The sequence below is a fragment of the Flavobacterium sp. CR10 genome (assembly GCF_055814415.1).
In genome coordinates this window covers 5,065,633-5,084,503 of sequence record NZ_CP185985.1, presented here as the reverse complement: position 1 = coordinate 5,084,503, position 18,871 = coordinate 5,065,633, and the positions used below count along the sequence as shown (strand labels likewise).

Sequence of the window (18,871 nt, the reverse complement as noted above, 5' to 3'; positions counted from 1 at the left end):
ACGAATACCTCGTCATGGTGAAGGAGCAGGAAACTGTCCTAAATCATTCCTTTGAATGTTTTGCACACCTAAAGCGAGGTATTCGCGTATCTAAAATTTTCTATTATGCAAAAAGAAAATCAAAAACCAACACATCGTGATGTAGTGCCATCCGTAATTAATTTCCTTTCAGACGAATTGTTTGAGGGAGATTACAAAGAACAGCCCCTGTATTTGCAGGAAATCTTCGAGCTTTTAATGCATACAGAGTTTGGCGACGATATCAATTTAAGGCAAAAAATACTGAGCTGTTTAAGAACCAGCCGAAATCTGGCAGAAACCTTATCGCCATTTTCAGAGAAACAGATTTATAAGGCTTGTGCTAGTAATAGATAAGTCTTTCAATAAAAACAAAAATCCCGACAATACCAATTGTCGGGATTTTGTTATAAAAAATATATTTTCAGTATGTTTTGTTAAATTAATCTAAAATATACTACATTTGTATCTGTAATTAATAATAGAAAAAAATACATATGAAATATTCATCAAGCCAATTTTTTGAACCTTTAGCGGGAAATTTTCCAGCTAATAGCTCAGGATGCGTATGTATTTTTATGAAATTATGATCTAGAATTTAGAGTCAAACTCATCATAGAATAGAAAAGCGTCCTCATTTTAGGACGCTTTTTTTGTTTTAAAGCTTTTCGATTTCGCTTAAAAAGCACTTCGATTTTGCTCAGTGTGACAAAAGTGAACAACAAAATGATAAAGAAAACAAACCAGAACTAAAAAAACTAAAAAAATATTTAACCAAAATGTTTAATGATTAATAAAAATAGAGAGATATAGTCTTGGAAAGTAATCTGATGAGTAACAGTCATTTGATACAAAAGTGAGATCTGCACCAGTTTGCGGACAGGAATTTCTTTACTTTTATTTTGGGTTTAACTAATTGATAATCAGAAAATTATTCTTAAAAAATATTTGGAAATATGAATTTTTCCATCATATCTTTGCCAAACAAATTTGAAACAAAGCGTTTCAGAAAACAACAACAACAACAATTAAAAAATAAATAAAATGAGTTTTAAATTATACATACACAACCCAGGATTAGTAGCCGCGGCTTCGGACCGTGAATGCTTTTACATGTCGGTGCATCAATATAGGCAATAGGATAGTTATATCGTATTTGTTATGAAGCACCTTTAATCGGGTGCTTTTTTTGTGACTATTTGTTAGCCACGAAGGCACAAAGGCGCTAAGATTTAAGAAAAGATAAAAAAGAAAAACTTTGTGTCTTAGCGCCTTAGCGGCAAGAGAAAGAAATACGCAAAATAACTGCGCAGAACAATTGTAATATTTGTTCATGAAAGAATAAAAATGAAGTAAAAAATAGGAACCGTTAGTAGTAAGTGCTAACAGTTTAAGTTTAACAATAAAAAATTTAAGGATGAATCAAGAAATAGGATTTACGTCGGGCCATAGTGGTCAAACAGATAAACTCGAGACAAGTGAACTGTCGTTTGCCTCAATTAAAAAGAAAGATTTGGAACTGATTAACCTATGGAAGGAGAGGGTGAATTTTAGGGAAATTATATATATCATTTAGAGATATTTCTCTCTGGTAAAGCAAGGGTGCTTTTTAACTTTTGTGATATTGGATTTCCCAGAAAACCTTCGATTTCCTGAGATTCCCATGAATTGCAAAAAAAAAAAATGCCATGCAAAACAATACACTAGAAAAATACAAAAAAGCAATTAGAAAAAAATACGAGATAGAAAAAGAAGGTAAATACTTTGATTATTTGTACAAGCCTTCTCGTGGAAAACTTCGTGATTTGTGCTGGTTGATTTTCGAAAACAACCCAACAAAGGATGACTTGAACGTTTTCAGCAACCTTTTGGGCTTAGATTTCGATCATAGTAAAAAGAATAAGTTTAAGGAGAAAAAGGATAAGTTCAGACCTATCGAAACTTTCTTCAAAGGAGAGACAGATCCGTCAAACATTGATGCTATAAACATGGCAGCTATTTTGGTTGATTTTGAACCACGTCCTTTCAAAAAGTTCTACGAAATGTCTAAAACTGAAGAAATAAAACCAGTTAAACGGATTGAGAAAGCTAAAGCAGTTCTTGAAAAAAAGAAATCTGCTAAAAAGGAAAAGCATGAAAAGAAGTCTAAGAAAAGAAACTTCTTTCTAGATTTCAAAAGCATGTTTTTCTAAGGGTTTTGCCACGAAGGCGCTAGGACACAAAGTTTTTAGCCATAGATTAAAGGATTAAAAAGATTAAAAAAAAATCTGCGAGATCTGCTGAATCTGCGAGAAACAAATCTTAGCGTTGCTTTGCGTAAACCTTAGCGCTTCTTGCGGTTAAAAAATCTAGCAAAGTCGCAAAGTCGCAAAGTTTTTAGCCACAGATTATAAGGATTAAAAAGATTATTAAAAAAAAAATCTGCTTCAATCTGTTAGATCTGCGTGAAACAAATCTGAGCGCTCTTTGTAGTTAAAAAAAGCAATTATTAAAAAATTAAAAAAATGAAAACAACAGATAAAATTATTATTATCGATTTAGAAGCCACATGTTGGCAAGGCGCAGTCCCGAGGGGACAGCAGAATGAAATTATTGAAATCGGATTGGCAGTTTTAGACACTCAAACGGGCGATATCTCAAAGAACAAGGGGATTTTGATAAAACCACAACGTTCTCATGTTAGTCCGTTTTGTATTGAACTGACGACTATTACCCAAGATTTACTCGATAAAAACGGAGTGAGTTTTGAAGAGGCTGTTGATTTGCTAATCGACGAATACAATCCCGATTTGTACACTTGGGCAAGTTACGGGCAGTACGATTTGAATATGCTGACGAAGCAATGTAAATCGTTTGGTATTCCGTATCCGATGGGAGAGGAGCATATCAATGTAAAAGAGCATTTTGCCGAAAAGTTTGGCTTGGTTAAACCAACAGGAATGAACGGCGCGCTTGCATTGCTGAATATTCCGTTAGAAGGAACACACCACCGCGGAATTGACGATGCTAAAAACATCGCTAAAATCTTGCATTGGTGTCTGAAAAACTAGAATGGTTTAAATCCACTCTCCAGCTGCATTATAATCATCTGGAAGATAAGTGAGATATTGAACCATTCGCGGTTTTTCACCTTTATTTGGTGTCGCACAATGCGGAAGCGCTTGATGCCAAATGATAAAATCTCCTGCTTGCCCGATAATTGGTTTCGACTGCAGTGTCTGCAAAGCTTTTTCTCTCGGATTCTCCTGAGGTTTAAGTTCATCAAGCCACTGATTAATTTGGTTATGAAAACCCGGAACGCAATGAAAAGCGCCATCATCTGGTCCGCAATCGGTTAAATAAAGCAAGCCCTGAAGGCCAAAACTCAAAGGCTTTTTCAAACTCATATCCCAATGAAGCGGACTTCCCAGAAAATTAAAATTCTCTGTTTCAGGCGGATTAAAACTTACCTTATCAATCGTTTTGTATATTTTAGTGGTTTTATAAAGCTGTTCATACGCTTTTTTTACCCTTGGAGAAAAACGGTTCCGATTTAAAGTTTCATGATCAGAAAAATTAAGCATGAGACCTTTTAGATCTTCATGGCTTTCGTACCAGTTTTCTTTGTTATTAGGATCCATATTTAGATATTCCCAAATGGCTTTTTGAGTGTCTTGGCAGTCTTCTTTAGAAATGGCGTTTTTGACTACCACATAGCCGTTTTGGTTCCAGAATTCTAAATCTTCTTCAGATAAAACATCGTCGGTTAAATCTTCGGGTTCAAGTGCTATATCACGTTTTCGGCTATTGATCCAGTTTTTAAAAGATTCATAATCTGGCTTTTCAAAATATAAAAATTGTAAAGTATCTTCCATACCAATACCCAACTGATACAAGGTTTTGATTTCGTTGTTCCAGTTGGTTTTACTTAGATCAGCATTTTGAGAATCAACAGTACGTTTCCATAATTGTTCGAGGGTATTCCAAGGCATAGCTTTTCAATTGTAGAAGATAAAGCTAAAATAAGGCATTTATGGCTTGCTATTGAAAGTAAAAATACCTGTTTTTTGATACTAAAAAAGGCTGTCTTAATTAAGACAGCCTTTTTCGTTTGGTTATATTATTTTGATTTATTAATTATTCCCGTAGATTTTAGCGTAAAGATCTTTATAAATTTCTTTAATGATTTTACGTTTTAGTTTTAAAGTTGGAGTAAGCTGTCCGCCATCAATAGACCAAACATCTGGAGTAAGTTCAAAACGTTTTACTTGTTCCCAGTGTCCGAATTTTTTGTTGATGCTTTCCACTTCTTCATCAATACGTTTAATTACTTCTGGATTTGCACTAATTTCTGCATCAGAACTTCCTAAAGTAATTTTGTGGATTTTTGCCCATTCTTTTACGAATTCAAAGTTTGGCTGAATAAAAGCTCCAGGCATTTTCTCGCCTTCACCAACTACCATAATCTGCTCAATAAAACGAGATTGTTTCATAGCATTTTCGATCATTTGTGGAGCAATATATTTACCTCCTGAAGTTTTGAACATTTCTTTTTTACGATCTGTAATTTTTAAGAAACCTTCGCTGTCAATTTCTCCAATATCTCCTGTATGGAAATAACCATCAATTACAGCTTCAGCAGTTTTCTCTGGATCTTTATAATAGCCTAACATTACGTTTGGCCCTTTTAATAGAATTTCTCCGTCTTCTGCAATTTTAACTTCAAGATTACGAATTGGTTTTCCAACGGTTCCAATTTTAAATCCTCTGTTTCTTTGGTCGTTTACAGCAATTACTGGAGAAGTTTCCGTTAAACCGTAACCTTCCATAACTGGAATTTCTGCCGCAGCAAAAACTCTTGTCAAACGTGGCTGTAAGGCAGCACTTCCAGAAACCATCAAGTCTAAATTTCCGCCCAAACCTTCTTTCCATTTACTGAAAATCAATTTGCGTGCAATTTTTAACTGAAATTCATACCAAGCACCGTTTGCTCCGTATGGTTCATATTTTAAACCTAGATCGATAGCCCAGAAAAACAGTTTTTTCTTGATTCCTGTCAATTCAGCTCCCTTGGCATAAATTTTATCGTAAACTTTCTCTAAAAGTCTTGGTACAGCTGTAATTACAGTTGGACGAACTTCTTTTAAGTTATCACTGATTTTGTCAATAGATTCTCCAAAATAAACCGAAACGCCATAATATTGATAGATGTACAAAATCATTCTTTCAAAAATATGGCAAATAGGCAAGAAGCTTAATGCCGTACTTTTTCCTGGATCAAACGGAATTCTTGGCGAGCTGTCTAAAACATTCGACACAATATTTTTGTGCGAAAGCATAACGCCTTTTGGTCTTCCTGTGGTTCCAGATGTATAAATAATTGTGGCTAAATCGTCAGTTTTAATGCTGTCTTTTCTGGCTTCAACTTCGCTTTGATTGCTATTGTCTTCACCTAAAATCAATAAATCTGACCAATGTTTGCATCCCGCAATTTCATTAAAAGAATAAACCTCTTTTAAAGAAGGCACGTTGGCTTTTATTGCATTTACTTTCTGTAGAACTTCTTCATCAGAAACAAAGCAATAAATACTGCCGCTGTGGTTTAAAATATATTCGTAATCTTCTTCTGCAATTGTTGGATAAATAGGAACATTTTGCGCACCAGTCTGCAAAATACCAATATCCATTATATTCCACTCGGTACGGTTATTTGAACTAATTAAAGCAATTTTATCATCTTTCTGAACGCCCATACGCAATAATGCTCTCGAAATAGCATTTGCTTTTGCAATATATTCCTCGCTAGATGTTTTTTCCCAGACTCCATTTTTTTTGGTTGCAAGAGCAACTGGAAGGTTGTAAGTTTCTTGTTGATAATAGGGAAAATCAAAAAGGCGTGTGATTGAAACCATGTTTAATATATTGAATTTGATTGCAAATTAAATAAAATTTAGGTATGATTTTTTATTTAATGAAATTTTATGGGAAAATTTATAGAGACTATTAAAAATCAACGAAAACGTTTTCTTTTTGACAGGAATTTTTATCAAAAATGAAGAAATATTTAATGGCTAAGCAAATTTGTATAGGCTATTGAACGTTATAATCCACGTATTCTTTTACTCTTTCTCCCATTAAAAACATTTTTTTCTTGGCAAAATGTATCGAAAATTGAGAATAATACCATTCTTCACTGTCGTTTGGTCTATACCAGAAGGTGTAAGATGCGCTATTGAATCCTTCTTTGAATACAGGAACGCCTTCTTCTGTGCATTCTATTCCCCAATTGATTTTTTGTTTGCTTAAATCTTCAGCCTGAATAAAACCTGTTCCGTCTGGATTTAAAACTGTAATAGGCTGTTTTTGGTTTAGGGGAGCATAAGTTCCAGGAACTGGATAACCGATTGTAGTAGTAATGTATCGTTCCTTAGAATTGTGAGTAATTTGATCTACGTGAACTTGCGAATGTGATGTTGTAACAGTAAAGAATAAGCTGAAAATAAAAAGTAATTTTAAAAATTTCATTCTATGTAGGTTTAAGTGTTTTTGGGCTGAAAAAAATCTGTCGGGCTGATTTCTTTCGGCGAATATAATCCAATTTTTTAATAGAATTATAGCTTAAAAATACAAGAATGAAATTTTTACATTTTATTTGTTTTAGGTAAGTTTTTACTCCGTAGAAAACTGATTTTCGAGTAATTTTTCTTTAAAATCAGATCTGAAAGTGTAGGCAAAAGTAACCATCAGCGCACGCGTGTCTGATTTGTTGGTTCTGTGATTGCTAAACAATAGGGTATTGTTTTTATAACCGCTTTCTAAAGTGTTGAACATATCGGTGACAACCAAACCTAATCTAGCATTTCCTTTTCCTAATTTCTGTTGAAATCCCATATCAACATTATAAATCGGAATTCTTTTTCCTTGCGGAGTGGCAACAGCCGAATTATAATTTCCAATAATCTGAAGTTTTCCGCCTTTCCACGGAACAAAATTATTGATTACTTTTCCGTACCAGCTGAAAGCGCTGCTTACAACATCTTGTGCCTGCGGTAAATTGTCTGCATTGATGTTTTGCTGAAAAGCGGTCAAACTGATATTTGCGTCATAAAAGCCTACTGGTTTGAGAGTGAAAATGGTTTCTAAACCATACGTGACAGTGCTTCCAATGTTTTGTGGCTGAAGTAAAACCACTCCATTATCTAAAAGCTGTGCATATTGTCTAATGGCATCAGTTGCATTTCTGTAAAAGGCATTGGTGGAGAAAGAATAATTTTTCCAGTTTTTATTATAGCTCATTTCTGCAATATGAATGATCTCCGGTTTTAAGTACGGATTTCCTCCATGCGGATTCAATGCATCGGTAATATCAATAAACGGATTTAAATCATCGAGATCAGGACGATTAATTCGTTTGCTGTATCCTAATTTGATAAATTCATCAGATTTTAAATTCAACTGTAAAGAAGCCGACGGAAAGAATTTCAAGTAGTCATTGCTGAATCGGTCACTATTATTTTGTGTTGCTCCAGTATTGGAAACATTTTCTGCACGCAAACCTAAATTGTATTTCCATTTTGGGTTTTCGCTATCGCCAATATAAGAATTCATCAAACCGTAAACGGCATTTATCTGTTCGTTAAATTTAAAAGTATTACTCGCCAACGGATTTACGACATATTCTCCATTGATCATATCGGCGCTTTCAAAATCTGAATTAAAAAACCTGAAAGTTCCTTTGTAGCCCGTTTCTATAATCGATTTTTCTGAAACTGGAAAAGTATAATTTACAATTGCATTAGAAATATTTTGATTTTCGTAATTGTGCGTTCGCTGTAATTGAGCGTCGCCAATCTGCTGCTGATATTCATCGTAATTGTAAGTGTCAATATCGGTATTTTCTCTATGTTTCCCGAAAGAAGAAGTGATAGAGGTATTTAAATTTTTACGGTCATCATCAAATTTACGGTCATAAGTAAAAGCAAGTTCACCGACTTTTGAGCGTTCCAACTCTAAAGAATGTCTTCTATTATTTGAGAAAAACGCATTGGAACTTGTGTTAACCTGAGTATATAAAGTTTCATCATTGTCTTGAGTTTCAATATTTCCTAATGCTTCAAAAGAAAAGCTGTTTTTTTCATTTGGAGAAAAATCAATATTTAATTTCAAATTCTGCAGACCTTCAGTTCGTTCATCATTTCTATTTTGATGAATATAATGCTCATCATCAATGAAATAGTTTGTTCGGTCAGCATTTATTTTCTTCGTTCTTCCAGCAAAACGATTATCATATCCTAAACCAAAATTCCATTTTTCAGTTTTGTGATTGAAAAGAACAGAGCTATTGATTCTCCCTTTTGCTCCAAAACCTGCACCTAAAGCGACAGCGCCATTTGTACCGCTTAGATTGTTCTTTTTAAGTTTTATATTAATAATACCGCTTTCGGCATTGGCATCATATTTTGCTGTCGGACTTGTAATGACTTCAATGCTTTCAATACTGCTCGCCGCAATTTGATCCATGTTGGTAATGGCAGAATTTTTCCCGTTTATTAAAATCATGGGCGATTTCCCTCTTAAGGTAATTCCGCCTTCTGCATCAACTGCAACAGTCGGAATACTTTTTAGCATATCTGTAGCGGTTCCGCCAGTTTGCGAAATATTCGATGAAGCATTAAAAACAAAACCTTCATTTGTTTTCTGAATCTGTTTTTTCTGTGAGTTTACAACAACGGTATTAAGTTGGTTTGCATCTTCTTGCAAAGTAATTGTGCCAAGTGGAATTAGAGTGCCTGTATATTTTATTTTTTTGGTATTCGTTTTAAAGCCTATTAATTTAAACTGAAGCATATAATCTCCTGGAGTTATATTTTCTAAAGAGAAATTCCCTGAAACATCTGTTACGGCATAATTAGCAGTTTTTGTTGAGTCGGCAACATTTTTTAATATAACATCAACAAACTCTATTGGAGCTTTTCCGTCTGTGACTGTTCCGTGCAGCGAAGGGTTTTTTTGACCAAATGAGACATGGCTTATAATGAATAAAAGAATCGGAAGGTAAATTTTTTGTGTCATTTTTTTCATGAGACAAAGATATTTACCAATATGTTTATGCTTGCTTAAGCTGTCTTAAGATACTATTAAATTAATCTTAGAATAGTTTTAAATAGTTTTTTTACACAAAGTTTGTCATTCCGAGGAACGAGGAATCTCCGTAAGTAGCTCCATACAGAAAAGTTGCCAATCTTTGTGGAGTTTCTTGTGGAGATTCCTCGTTCCTCGGAATGACAAGATTGAGGGGAAGCTATAAAAAAAAGCGCCCGATAAATTCGGGCGCTTTTCATAAAAATATATTTCTTAGTTTTTCTCAATCCATTTTCTGGCATTAACAAAAGCTTCGTGCCAAGGTGTAACCTCGTCATTTCTGTCTTTTGGATAATGCGCCCAGTTCCATTGGAAAGTCGAACGCTCAATGTGAGGCATCATAACCAAATGTCTTCCTGTTTTGTCACACATCATAGCAGTGTTGTAATCTGAACCGTTAGGGTTTGCTGGATATCCTTCGTAAGCGTACTTAGAAACAATGTTGTATTGATCTTCTGCATAAGGTAATTTGAATTTACCTTCTCCGTGAGAAACCCAAACTCCTAAAGTGCTTCCAGCCAAAGTAGATAACATAACAGAGTTGTTTTCCTGAACTGTTACAGAAGTAAAGATACTTTCGTGTTTCTGGCTTTCATTATGGTGCATTTTTCCGTGAACTTCGTGCTCTGGATTAATTACTTCCAATTCCATAAACAATTGGCATCCGTTACAGATTCCGACAGAAAGCGTATCTTCTCTTTTGAAGAAATTATCTAAAGCTGTTTTTGCTTTTTCGTTGTATAAGAAAGCTCCAGCCCAACCTTTAGCAGAACCTAAAACGTCAGAGTTAGAGAATCCACCAACAGCTCCAATAAACTGAATATCTTCAAGCGTTTCACGACCAGAAATTAAGTCTGTCATGTGAACGTCTTTTACATCAAAACCTGCCAAGTACATAGCATTTGCCATTTCACGCTCAGAATTGCTTCCTTTTTCACGAATAATAGCCGCTTTTGGTCTTGGTTTAGAATTGTCGATTTCTGGTTTTTTTCCTGTAAAGTGTGCTGGGAAAGTATAATTTAAAACCTGATTTTTATAGTTTTCAAAACGTGCTTGAGCTCTTCCGTTTTTAGATTGTTTTTGATCCAATAAATAAGAAGTTTCAAACCAAACGTCTCTATAAGTTGGGATGTCCAATTTCCAATTTCCAACTTCTAAAGTAGCTGTAGAAGTTACAGAACCGATTTTGAAGAATTCGATGTTGTTTGCTTTTAATTTAGCTTCAACAGCAGAATCTGATTTAGCTTGGAATACAATTCCGATGTTTTCTGCGAAAAGGATTTTCAATAAGTCTTTTTCCGCGAAAGCACTGAAATCAATTTTAGCTCCAAGATTTACATCTGCAAAACACAATTCTAATAAAGTAGTGATTAAACCACCGCTTCCGATATCGTGACCTGCTAAAATTTGGTTTTCACCAATTAATTCTTGAATCGTATTAAATGCATTTTTGAAGAAAGAAGCGTCTTTAATTGTAGATGTTTCGTTTCCGATTGTATTTCTGATTTGTGCAAAAGATGAACCTCCAAGTTTGAAATCATCCTTAGACAAATTGATATAATAGATTGAATCTCCGTTCTTCTGTAAAACAGGCTCCACTACTTTTCTAATATCGGTACAGTTTCCAGCAGCCGAAATAATAACTGTTCCAGGAGCAATTACTTCGTCGTTTGGATATTTTTGTTTCATCGAAAGTGAATCTTTTCCTGTCGGAATATTGATTCCCAATTCGATTGCAAATTCTGAACAACCTTCAACAGCAGCATATAAACGAGCGTCTTCACCTTCGTTTTTACAAGCCCACATCCAGTTTGCAGATAATGAAATTCCTTTTAACTGGTCTTTAATTGGAGCCCAGATAATGTTTGATAATGATTCTGCAATAGCATTTCTAGATCCAGCAACCGGATCAATCAAAGCTGCAATAGGAGCGTGCCCGATAGAAGTTGCAATTCCTTCTTTTCCTAAATAATCCAAGGCCATAACGCCGACATTATTCAAAGGCAATTGTAACGGACCTGCATTTTGTTGTTTCGCCACTTTTCCTCCAACACAACGGTCAACTTTGTTTGTTAACCAGTCTTTTGAAGCAACAGCCTCTAAACGTAAAACGTCTTTTAAATAGTTTTCGAAATCTGCAGCGTTGTAAGCAACTTCAGCATATTTTCTATCAACTGTATTATCAGTCATAACCGTTTTTGGAGAACTTCCGAAGAAATCTTCTAAAGCATAATCCATCGGTTTTGAACCGTTAGTTTTTGATTGGAAAGTAAAACGATGATCTCCCGTTACATCTCCAACCTGATACATTGGAGAACGCTCTCTGTCAGCAATTCTTTGTAAGGTATCGATATCTTTTTGGCCAATAACTAATCCCATTCTTTCTTGAGATTCGTTACCGATAATTTCTTTTGCAGAAAGTGTTGGATCTCCAATAGGCAATTTGTCTAAATCGATCAAACCTCCAGTTTCTTCAACTAACTCAGAAAGACAGTTTAAGTGTCCTCCGGCTCCATGATCGTGAATAGAAACAATTGGGTTATTGTCGCTTTCTACTAAACCACGAATCGCGTTTGCAGCACGTTTTTGCATTTCTGGATTTGAACGCTGAATCGCATTTAATTCGATTCCTGAACCGAAAGCTCCTGTATCTGCAGAAGAAACCGCAGCACCACCCATTCCGATTCTATAATTTTCACCTCCAAGAATTACGATTTTATCGCCTTCTTTTGGTTTGTGTTTGATAGATTGATCTAATTTTCCGTAACCAATTCCACCTGCTTGCATGATTACTTTATCGTAACCAATTTTACGGTTTTCTTCTTCGTGTTCGAAAGTTAAAACAGAACCTGTAATAAGCGGCTGACCGAATTTATTTCCGAAATCAGAAGCTCCGTTTGAAGCTTTGATTAAGATATCCATTGGCGTTTGGTACAACCATTTTCTTTCTTCAACAGCATTTTCCCATTTTCTGTCATCGTTCAAACGAGAATATGAAGTCATGTAAACTGCAGTTCCAGCTAATGGCAAAGATCCTTGACCTCCAGCCAAACGGTCACGAATTTCTCCTCCAGATCCTGTTGCAGCACCGTTGAAAGGCTCCACTGTTGTTGGGAAATTGTGTGTTTCTGCTTTTAATGAGATTACAGAATCGAATTCTTTTATTTCGTAAAAATCAGGTTTATCAGCCGATTTTGGTGCAAATTGCTGCACTTTTGGTCCTTTTACAAAAGCAACGTTGTCTTTATAAGCAGAAACAATATCGTTAGGATTTTCCTGAGATGTTTTTTTGATTAATTTGAAAAGAGAAGTTTCTTTTTCTTCTCCGTCGATTACAAATGTTCCGTTGAAAATTTTGTGACGGCAGTGCTCTGAGTTTGCTTGTGAGAAAGCAAAAATCTCTGAGTCAGTTAATTTTCTTCCTAGTTTAGTTGAAAGATTGTTTAAGTAATCAACTTCTTCTTCGCTTAAAGCCAAACCTTCTACTTTATTGTAAGCAGCTATATCATCAATTTCTAGAATTGGTTCTGGCTGAATGTTGATAGTGAAGATTTCTTGATCTAATTCGTTGAATTTTTGAGAAAGCATTGGATCAAAATCCGTGAAATCTTCCGTTGCTGGATGAAATTCTTCGATTCTGATAATGCCAGAAATACCCATGTTTTGAGTAATTTCTACAGCATTTGTACTCCAAGGTGTGATCATAGTGGCACGTGGACCAACAAAAAATCCTGTCAATGCAGATTTTTCGATCTTGTTTGCGTCGGCAAAAAGCCAGTTTAATTTTGAAATGTCTTGAGCTGAAATTTCGTTTTGCGTTTGTACGGCAAAAACAGTTTTGCTTTGGTTTTCAAAGAAATGGATCATTTGTGTAGTTTGTTGTATTGAGCTGCAAATTTAATGTAAATAAATAGTAAGCGCAAATTTGAAAACCATCTCTTTTCAAAAAAAATGAAATTGCTTTTTTCTTGCATTTTTTCTACCAAAAAGACGCAATATCAAGAGGTTTCGGTCTTTCGCGAAATTTAATGTTTTATTAAAATTTCTTTTTTGATATGTTCTGTAATATTAAACTTTTAGAAAGGAAAAAATCAAAAATAAAACGGCATAATTTCGATGCTTACACTTCAGCAGATTTGCAAAATTTACGAAATGTAGAGAGTGATGAAAAACACGTTTCTAAAGAAAAATCTTTCACGAATTATGAAAAAAGCGGCAATTTGCCGCTTTTTTAGTTGATGAAAATCTAATTTTTAATTAATAATGACCTTTTTAAAAGCTGTTTTTTCTCCTTTTATAATTTTAATAATATAGATTCCTGTTGAAAGATTATGTACCGAAACTTCTGGAGAAGTCGTATTTTGTTTTTCGAAAACTTTCTGACCAGAGAATGAGAAAATTTCAACGGAATAAGGATTATCTACATTGCCTGGATTAATATCGAAATTTCCATTCGAAGGATTTGGATAAATTACAATTTCATCGGTAATAACTTTTTCTTCGATTTCAGCAGTCTGAACCATTTTGCTTGCTAAGTTATTGCAAGTGTCTTGAGAGTATGAATCCCATTGTGCACTTAAATTGAATGTCGTGCTTGGAGAAGTCACAGTAGATTTTCTTCTTAACGTAACATCTATGGCAAAATTGGCTGTTCCGCCATTGAAAGTTCCAATGATATCAATTAAAACACCGTTTTTGAATAAACCTACAGCATCATTTCCGTTAAAAGTAAGTTCGGTTGCAGTTGTTGAAATATTAGCAGCACTTGTAGAAAAACAGCTTGATGACATAGAACTGTTTACAATTACAAATTTACTTCCAGTTGCTAAAGTGCCGCTTAAAGCTAATCCTGTGCTCCAAGAGCCCGCTCCGTTTGTTTGTTTTTTAATTGTATAAGCCGATAAATTAACAGAAGCTCCTGTATTGTTTGCAATTTCTAAAGCTTTATTGTTTCCAGAACCTTCAATGTATTCAGAGAAAAGTAGGTCGGTTGCTGTTCCTGTTCCGCTGCTGTTGGTTGTAACTGAAATGGTATTGCTTGATGCAGAAGTATTTCCAGCAGCATCTTTTGCTTTTACATAAATAGAATAAGCCGTTGAAGCAGTCAAACCTGTAATTGTTGCAGTTGTACTAGAAACCGTTGTTTTTAAAACACTATTGGCATAAACATCATAACCTGTAACGGCTACATTATCTGTAGAAGCTGTCCACGAAAGTGAAATTGAAGTTGCTGTTGTAGATGTCGAAGCCAAACTTGTTGGCGCTGTTGGTGCTTGTGTATCTCCAGAAGGAGTTCCGCCCCAAATTTGATTTACATATTCTGGATGATCAATAAACGGATTTCGATTGTTTTGTCTTGCATAAACGGCATTGTTTCTAGCAATTTCTCTTGCGCTCACAGGATCTTGCGCGTGCCAAGCCAAAAGCATATTTAAGAAAGCTGTTGTGAAAACTTGGTTGCTTGTACCATTAAACATAGCATAAGAATAACCCGCAACAGTATTTTCGTATCGTGTTGCAAAGTAGAAATACATTCTAGCAATATCACCTTTAAAATCATTGATTGGTTCGAAAACTATTCCTGAATATCCAGAAACGGCACTTGATCCTAATTTGCTTCCGTTTTGTGAAGTGTAGGTTGCAGAGTTTACATTTCCGTGCGGATAATTAGAACGAATTCCATTTACTTTTCCATCGGTTGGAGTTATGAAATGAGCATCGGCAACCATTGGCGACTGTTCATTAAAAACCGACTGTGGAATAATATGTTCTCTATTGTAGCAATCGCCTTCAACAGAATAACTTCCGCATCTTTGAGTGGTTCCCGTTGTGTAAGTGTATGGATCTGTTCCTGATGGATTTTCAGAATACATATCTAATATGGTTCCGTCGTTTTCATAGAAATTATCAACATCAGAAGTTTGATAAGTGGTGTACAATCCAGCATAACCGTTATCGGTATGGCCTTTTATAATATTATACAATTGAGTTTTTAAAGTGTAGCCCGTTCCCGTTGCAGTGCTGTAATATCCTGACGGAATTTGGGCAAAACCAATTGCAGTAAACATCAATAACAGTAAAAAGTAGTTTTTCTTCATAAGTAATAGTTTTAAGATTTGGTTGAGAAAACTATTTTAAAAACTTGATTATTAAGTTTTTAAAAATGTGTTGTAACAAATCTACTATTTTTATGAAAGCAATACGTTAAGTGATGTTTAATTTTAGATATATTTTCTTACGAGGTATTTTTTGCCACGAAGGCACTAAGGCGCAAAGTTATTTTTTAGAATTTCTTTGTCAAGTTTTCTCGCAAAGTCGCGAAGTCGCAAAGATTTTGTTTTGCTTAAAATTAAACTTTGCGACTTCGCGACTTTGCGAGATTAAAAACTTTGTGTCTTAGTGCCTTCGTGGCAAAACCATTATTTAGGGAAATCCTGACTCTGATAAGCACCCAAATCTGGAGGAGAAGTTCTCGTAATTCCTAAAATGTCTGTTGGAATTATATAGGCTTGATTCCCTTTCGCGAAAGCGGCAGAAGTTTTATCGATATTGAATTTATTCTGAGAAACATTATAGAACTTCGGATTCTCATTTAGAATAATATTGTTATAATGTTCGGTATCGGTTTTGAATTGATAATCAGGATTTGTTGTTGAACTGCTGAACTTTAAGAGGCAATTGTTTAATTGATAAACAAATGGCGCATTAGCATTTTTACTCAAATTAAATTCGTTTGTATTTGAACCGTAAATAATGCAATTGTTAAAAGTAGCCTGCGTTAACGGGTTCGTTTCTGGCGTTGCTCCAGCAAAAGAATTGCTTAAGCTCACGGAAAATTGTGAAGCTGTAGGCCAGCTGTTGTTGAAAGTGCAATGTGTAAATTTATAATTTCCGCCATAAACGCATGATAGACTGGATAATCCAGCATAATTAATCACTAGATTTTCTCCGACAATTTGAGCATTTTGAGCTAAAATTCCGTACTCAGCGCAATTGTAAATTTGCGAATTTTTAATTTCGATAGTATTTGAACTTCTAAGATCTAAACCAATACTAGCATTTTTCAGTGTCAAATGATTAATCGAATGATTGGCGCTTCCTTTTTCAAAAATAATCGATTTCCATTGTGCAGGAATATCAGAATAAAGCGATTCTAAACGATCGCCTTCAAAAACAACTTCGTTTTCTAGTTTGTCTGTTGTAGAAGCTGTTCCATTTATTTCAAGAGAAGCATTTTTTCCAACATACAATCCAGAATTAGCGTGAAAATGAACTTTTGCGCCAGCTTCAAAAATCACGGTTTTATCTTCTGGAACTCCAGCGTAACCGTAAATAACATACGGTTTGTCATTTGTAAAAAGAAGCTCATTTCCGTTTGTAGGATCACTTTCGTTTAAATAAAATCCGTCAACATCTTTGCCGTCAATTTTAATTTTTTCTTTCGTGCCGTCAGGATTTTGATTCGGATATAAAAAAACAGCGTCTTGAATCAAAGTAACCAGTGCCACTTCTTGCAGATTGGCTCCGCTGTCAAATTGGATTTCGTCAGTATATAAAAAATCTGAAGGATTTGCATCTGTAATATCGGCTGTGGTTTCTATAAAAATGTATAAACTGTCTTTTGCTAAAAGCGTAACATTTTGAAAAACTTTCCCGTTGTTGCCCGTCATTCCGTCAACAGTCATTCTGTATTTAGAATTCAATCCTTTTTTGAATTGCACAATCGGAATCGAAATGTCATTTTTACTCTGGTTGTACACTTTTAATTGATACGTGCTTGAGCCTATATTTTTAAAAACAGTATCTAAATAAACGGTGTCTTTTGAAAATTTCAAATCTCCAGAACTGGCAACAGTGTCAAAATCAGTTCGGCAGGAACTAAAAGTTATAATTATTCCGAAAATGAAGAGTGCAAAGTATTGACGCATTTAAATAGTTTTTTTGCCACAGATTAAGAGGATTAAAATGATTTTGCACAATGCAGAAAAAATAATCTGTGTAAATCTGTGTAATCTGTGGCAAAAGAAAAAATATTCTGAAGCCAAAGATTGGTTTTGATTGTTTTTGTAAAAATAACAAAAAACCTACAGGTTTGAAGTTGATTTTTAATTTTAGAATCCGATTTTTCGATTTGTGTCTTATCTTTCTTTAATTTTACGTTTTTAAAGTTTATTTTAATGAATTATACAAAAGAGCAGATTTTAGCGCGCTGTAATGAGTTTTCTAAAAACACATTAATGGAAACGCTGAAAATTGAATATATCGACGCCGGAGAAGATTTTTTAACCGCAAAAATGCCTGTAAATCCAAGCGTTCATCAACCAATGGGATTATTGCACGGAGGCGCTTCTGTAGCTTTGGCAGAAAGTGTTGGAAGTGCAGCTTCTTTCTTTTTTATCAATCCGAAAGAACAGGAGGTAAGAGGCATTGAAATCTCGGCAAATCATCTAAAAAGTATTCGTGAAGGTTATGTTTTTGGCACTGCCAGAATTATTCACAAAGGCAGAAGTCTTCATCTTTGGGAAATTAAAATTACCGATGAAGAAGGTAATTTGGTTTCGCTTTGCAAATTGACGAATATGGTTTTGGATAGAAAGAAAAGTGAATAGATTATGAATGCATTTTTCTTAAAAATTAAAAATCATAAAGAACAGAATCTACCTTTTGTACTTTACTCAAAACCCAATTCAGAAAATTATGTTGGGATTTTACAGCGAAATAATAATTTAAATACGGTTTCTGATTACAGTGAAAAAGGATTTGTTTTTGCTTCTTTTGATGAAAAACAAATAATCCTGATTCCAGAAAACGAATCTGAAATTATTACTGCCAAAAAAGAATCAACTTCATTTGAACCAATCGAAATTGATGATTTGAGTTTTGATCAAGAAGCCAAATTTCAATATGAATATTTAGTTGCACAGGGAATTCAAGCTATTAAAAATGAAGAATTCAAAAAAGTGGTTTTATCACGAAGTGAAGAAGTGCCTTTATCTGAATTTGATTTTATTGAAATTTTTCAGCACTTGGTTCAGCTATATCCTGCAACTTTCTGTTATTGTTTTTTTCACCCGAAAATCGGACTTTGGATGGGAGCAACGCCAGAAAAACTGCTAAAAGCTAACGGAAATGTTTTTGAAACGATGGCTTTAGCAGGAACGCAAAAAGATAATCAGGAAACCGAAATTGTTTGGCAGCAAAAAGAAAAAGACGAGCAGCAATTTGTGACTGATTTTATTGTGAAAAGGCTTCGAGAATTTACCGCTTCGGTTGTGGTTTCTGAACCTTACAGTTTAAAGGCGGGATCGATTTGGCATATTAAAACGGACATTTCAGGTGTTTTAAAAGATAATTCAACTTTAGAAGAAGTAATTGATACTTTGCATCCTACGCCAGCCGTTTGCGGACTTCCGAAAAAGAAATCGAAAGCCTTTATTTTAGAAAACGAAAATTACGATAGAACTTTTTACACAGGTTTTTTAGGTGAATTAAACAGCACATTTGCAGGAAATAATGCAAGTTCTGATTTATTTGTAAATTTACGATGCATGCAGATTCAGGAAGATAAAGCGATTCTTTATATGGGTTGCGGCATTACCAAAGAAAGCATTCCCGAAAAAGAATGGGAAGAAAGCGTGAATAAATCAATGACGATGAAAAGAGTCTTGAGAGTTATGAGTTATGAGTTATGAGTTTTCAGCTGTGTGTCTCCTCTGAGCGAAGTCGGAATTCA

The 18,871-nt window shown here is 34.7% G+C and carries 12 protein-coding genes; 5 read left to right on the top strand and 7 right to left on the bottom strand.

Annotated features, from left to right (window positions below):
* The first annotated feature begins 105 nt into the window (after window positions 1-105).
* The 3 genes from ACNRYB_RS21390 to ACNRYB_RS21380 all read left to right on the top strand — a co-directional run bounded on the left by ACNRYB_RS21390 (window position 106) and on the right by ACNRYB_RS21380 (window position 3,068).
* Window positions 106-375, top strand: a complete 270-nt coding sequence (locus tag ACNRYB_RS21390) for a hypothetical protein (protein ID WP_473728677.1) — start codon at window positions 106-108, stop codon at window positions 373-375.
* 1,331 nt (window positions 376-1,706) lie between these two features.
* Window positions 1,707-2,210 (top strand): hypothetical protein, encoded by a 504-nt coding sequence (locus tag ACNRYB_RS21385; protein WP_008468549.1) that lies wholly within the window; start codon window positions 1,707-1,709, stop codon window positions 2,208-2,210.
* Between the two features lie 312 nt (window positions 2,211-2,522).
* Window positions 2,523-3,068 carry a 3'-5' exonuclease gene (locus ACNRYB_RS21380; protein ID WP_473728676.1) on the top strand — a complete coding sequence of 182 codons (546 nt, stop codon included), beginning with the start codon at window positions 2,523-2,525 and terminating at the stop codon, window positions 3,066-3,068.
* A gap of 6 nt (window positions 3,069-3,074) precedes the next feature.
* Here the strand turns inward: ACNRYB_RS21380 and ACNRYB_RS21375 are convergent, their stop codons facing one another.
* From ACNRYB_RS21375 to ACNRYB_RS21345, 7 genes are all read right to left on the bottom strand, one after another.
* Window positions 3,075-3,989, bottom strand: a complete 915-nt coding sequence (locus tag ACNRYB_RS21375; RefSeq protein ID WP_473728675.1) for a phytanoyl-CoA dioxygenase family protein — start codon at window positions 3,987-3,989, stop codon at window positions 3,075-3,077.
* A 141-nt stretch (window positions 3,990-4,130) separates the two neighbouring features.
* Window positions 4,131-5,909, bottom strand: a complete 1,779-nt coding sequence (locus ACNRYB_RS21370; RefSeq protein ID WP_473728674.1) for an AMP-dependent synthetase/ligase — start codon at window positions 5,907-5,909, stop codon at window positions 4,131-4,133.
* Window positions 5,910-6,087: 178 nt separating this feature from the next.
* Complete coding sequence (locus ACNRYB_RS21365) at window positions 6,088-6,522, bottom strand: hypothetical protein (protein ID WP_473728673.1); 435 nt, start codon at window positions 6,520-6,522, stop codon at window positions 6,088-6,090.
* A gap of 144 nt (window positions 6,523-6,666) precedes the next feature.
* Window positions 6,667-9,069: a TonB-dependent receptor domain-containing protein gene (locus ACNRYB_RS21360; RefSeq protein WP_473728672.1), complete on the bottom strand. Its 2,403-nt coding sequence runs from the start codon at window positions 9,067-9,069 to the stop codon at window positions 6,667-6,669.
* 282 nt (window positions 9,070-9,351) lie between these two features.
* On the bottom strand, window positions 9,352-13,005 hold the full coding sequence (gene purL, locus ACNRYB_RS21355) for a phosphoribosylformylglycinamidine synthase (protein ID WP_473728671.1): 3,654 nt from the start codon (window positions 13,003-13,005) through the stop codon (window positions 9,352-9,354).
* Window positions 13,006-13,391: 386 nt separating this feature from the next.
* The gene (locus ACNRYB_RS21350; RefSeq protein ID WP_473728670.1) at window positions 13,392-15,236 is read right to left on the bottom strand and encodes an endonuclease; all 1,845 of its coding nucleotides are present in this window, start codon (window positions 15,234-15,236) and stop codon (window positions 13,392-13,394) included.
* 321 nt (window positions 15,237-15,557) lie between these two features.
* A complete protein-coding gene (locus ACNRYB_RS21345; RefSeq protein WP_473728669.1) occupies window positions 15,558-17,066 on the bottom strand; it encodes a hypothetical protein in 1,509 nt (502 codons plus the stop codon).
* A 249-nt stretch (window positions 17,067-17,315) separates the two neighbouring features.
* On the opposite strand from ACNRYB_RS21345, the gene ACNRYB_RS21340 reads away from it, so the two are divergent.
* A complete protein-coding gene (locus ACNRYB_RS21340; RefSeq protein ID WP_012026684.1) occupies window positions 17,316-17,747 on the top strand; it encodes a PaaI family thioesterase in 432 nt (143 codons plus the stop codon).
* A gap of 3 nt (window positions 17,748-17,750) precedes the next feature.
* Window positions 17,751-18,830, top strand: a complete 1,080-nt coding sequence (locus ACNRYB_RS21335) for a chorismate-binding protein (protein ID WP_473728668.1) — start codon at window positions 17,751-17,753, stop codon at window positions 18,828-18,830.
* Window positions 18,831-18,871 lie beyond the last annotated feature (41 nt).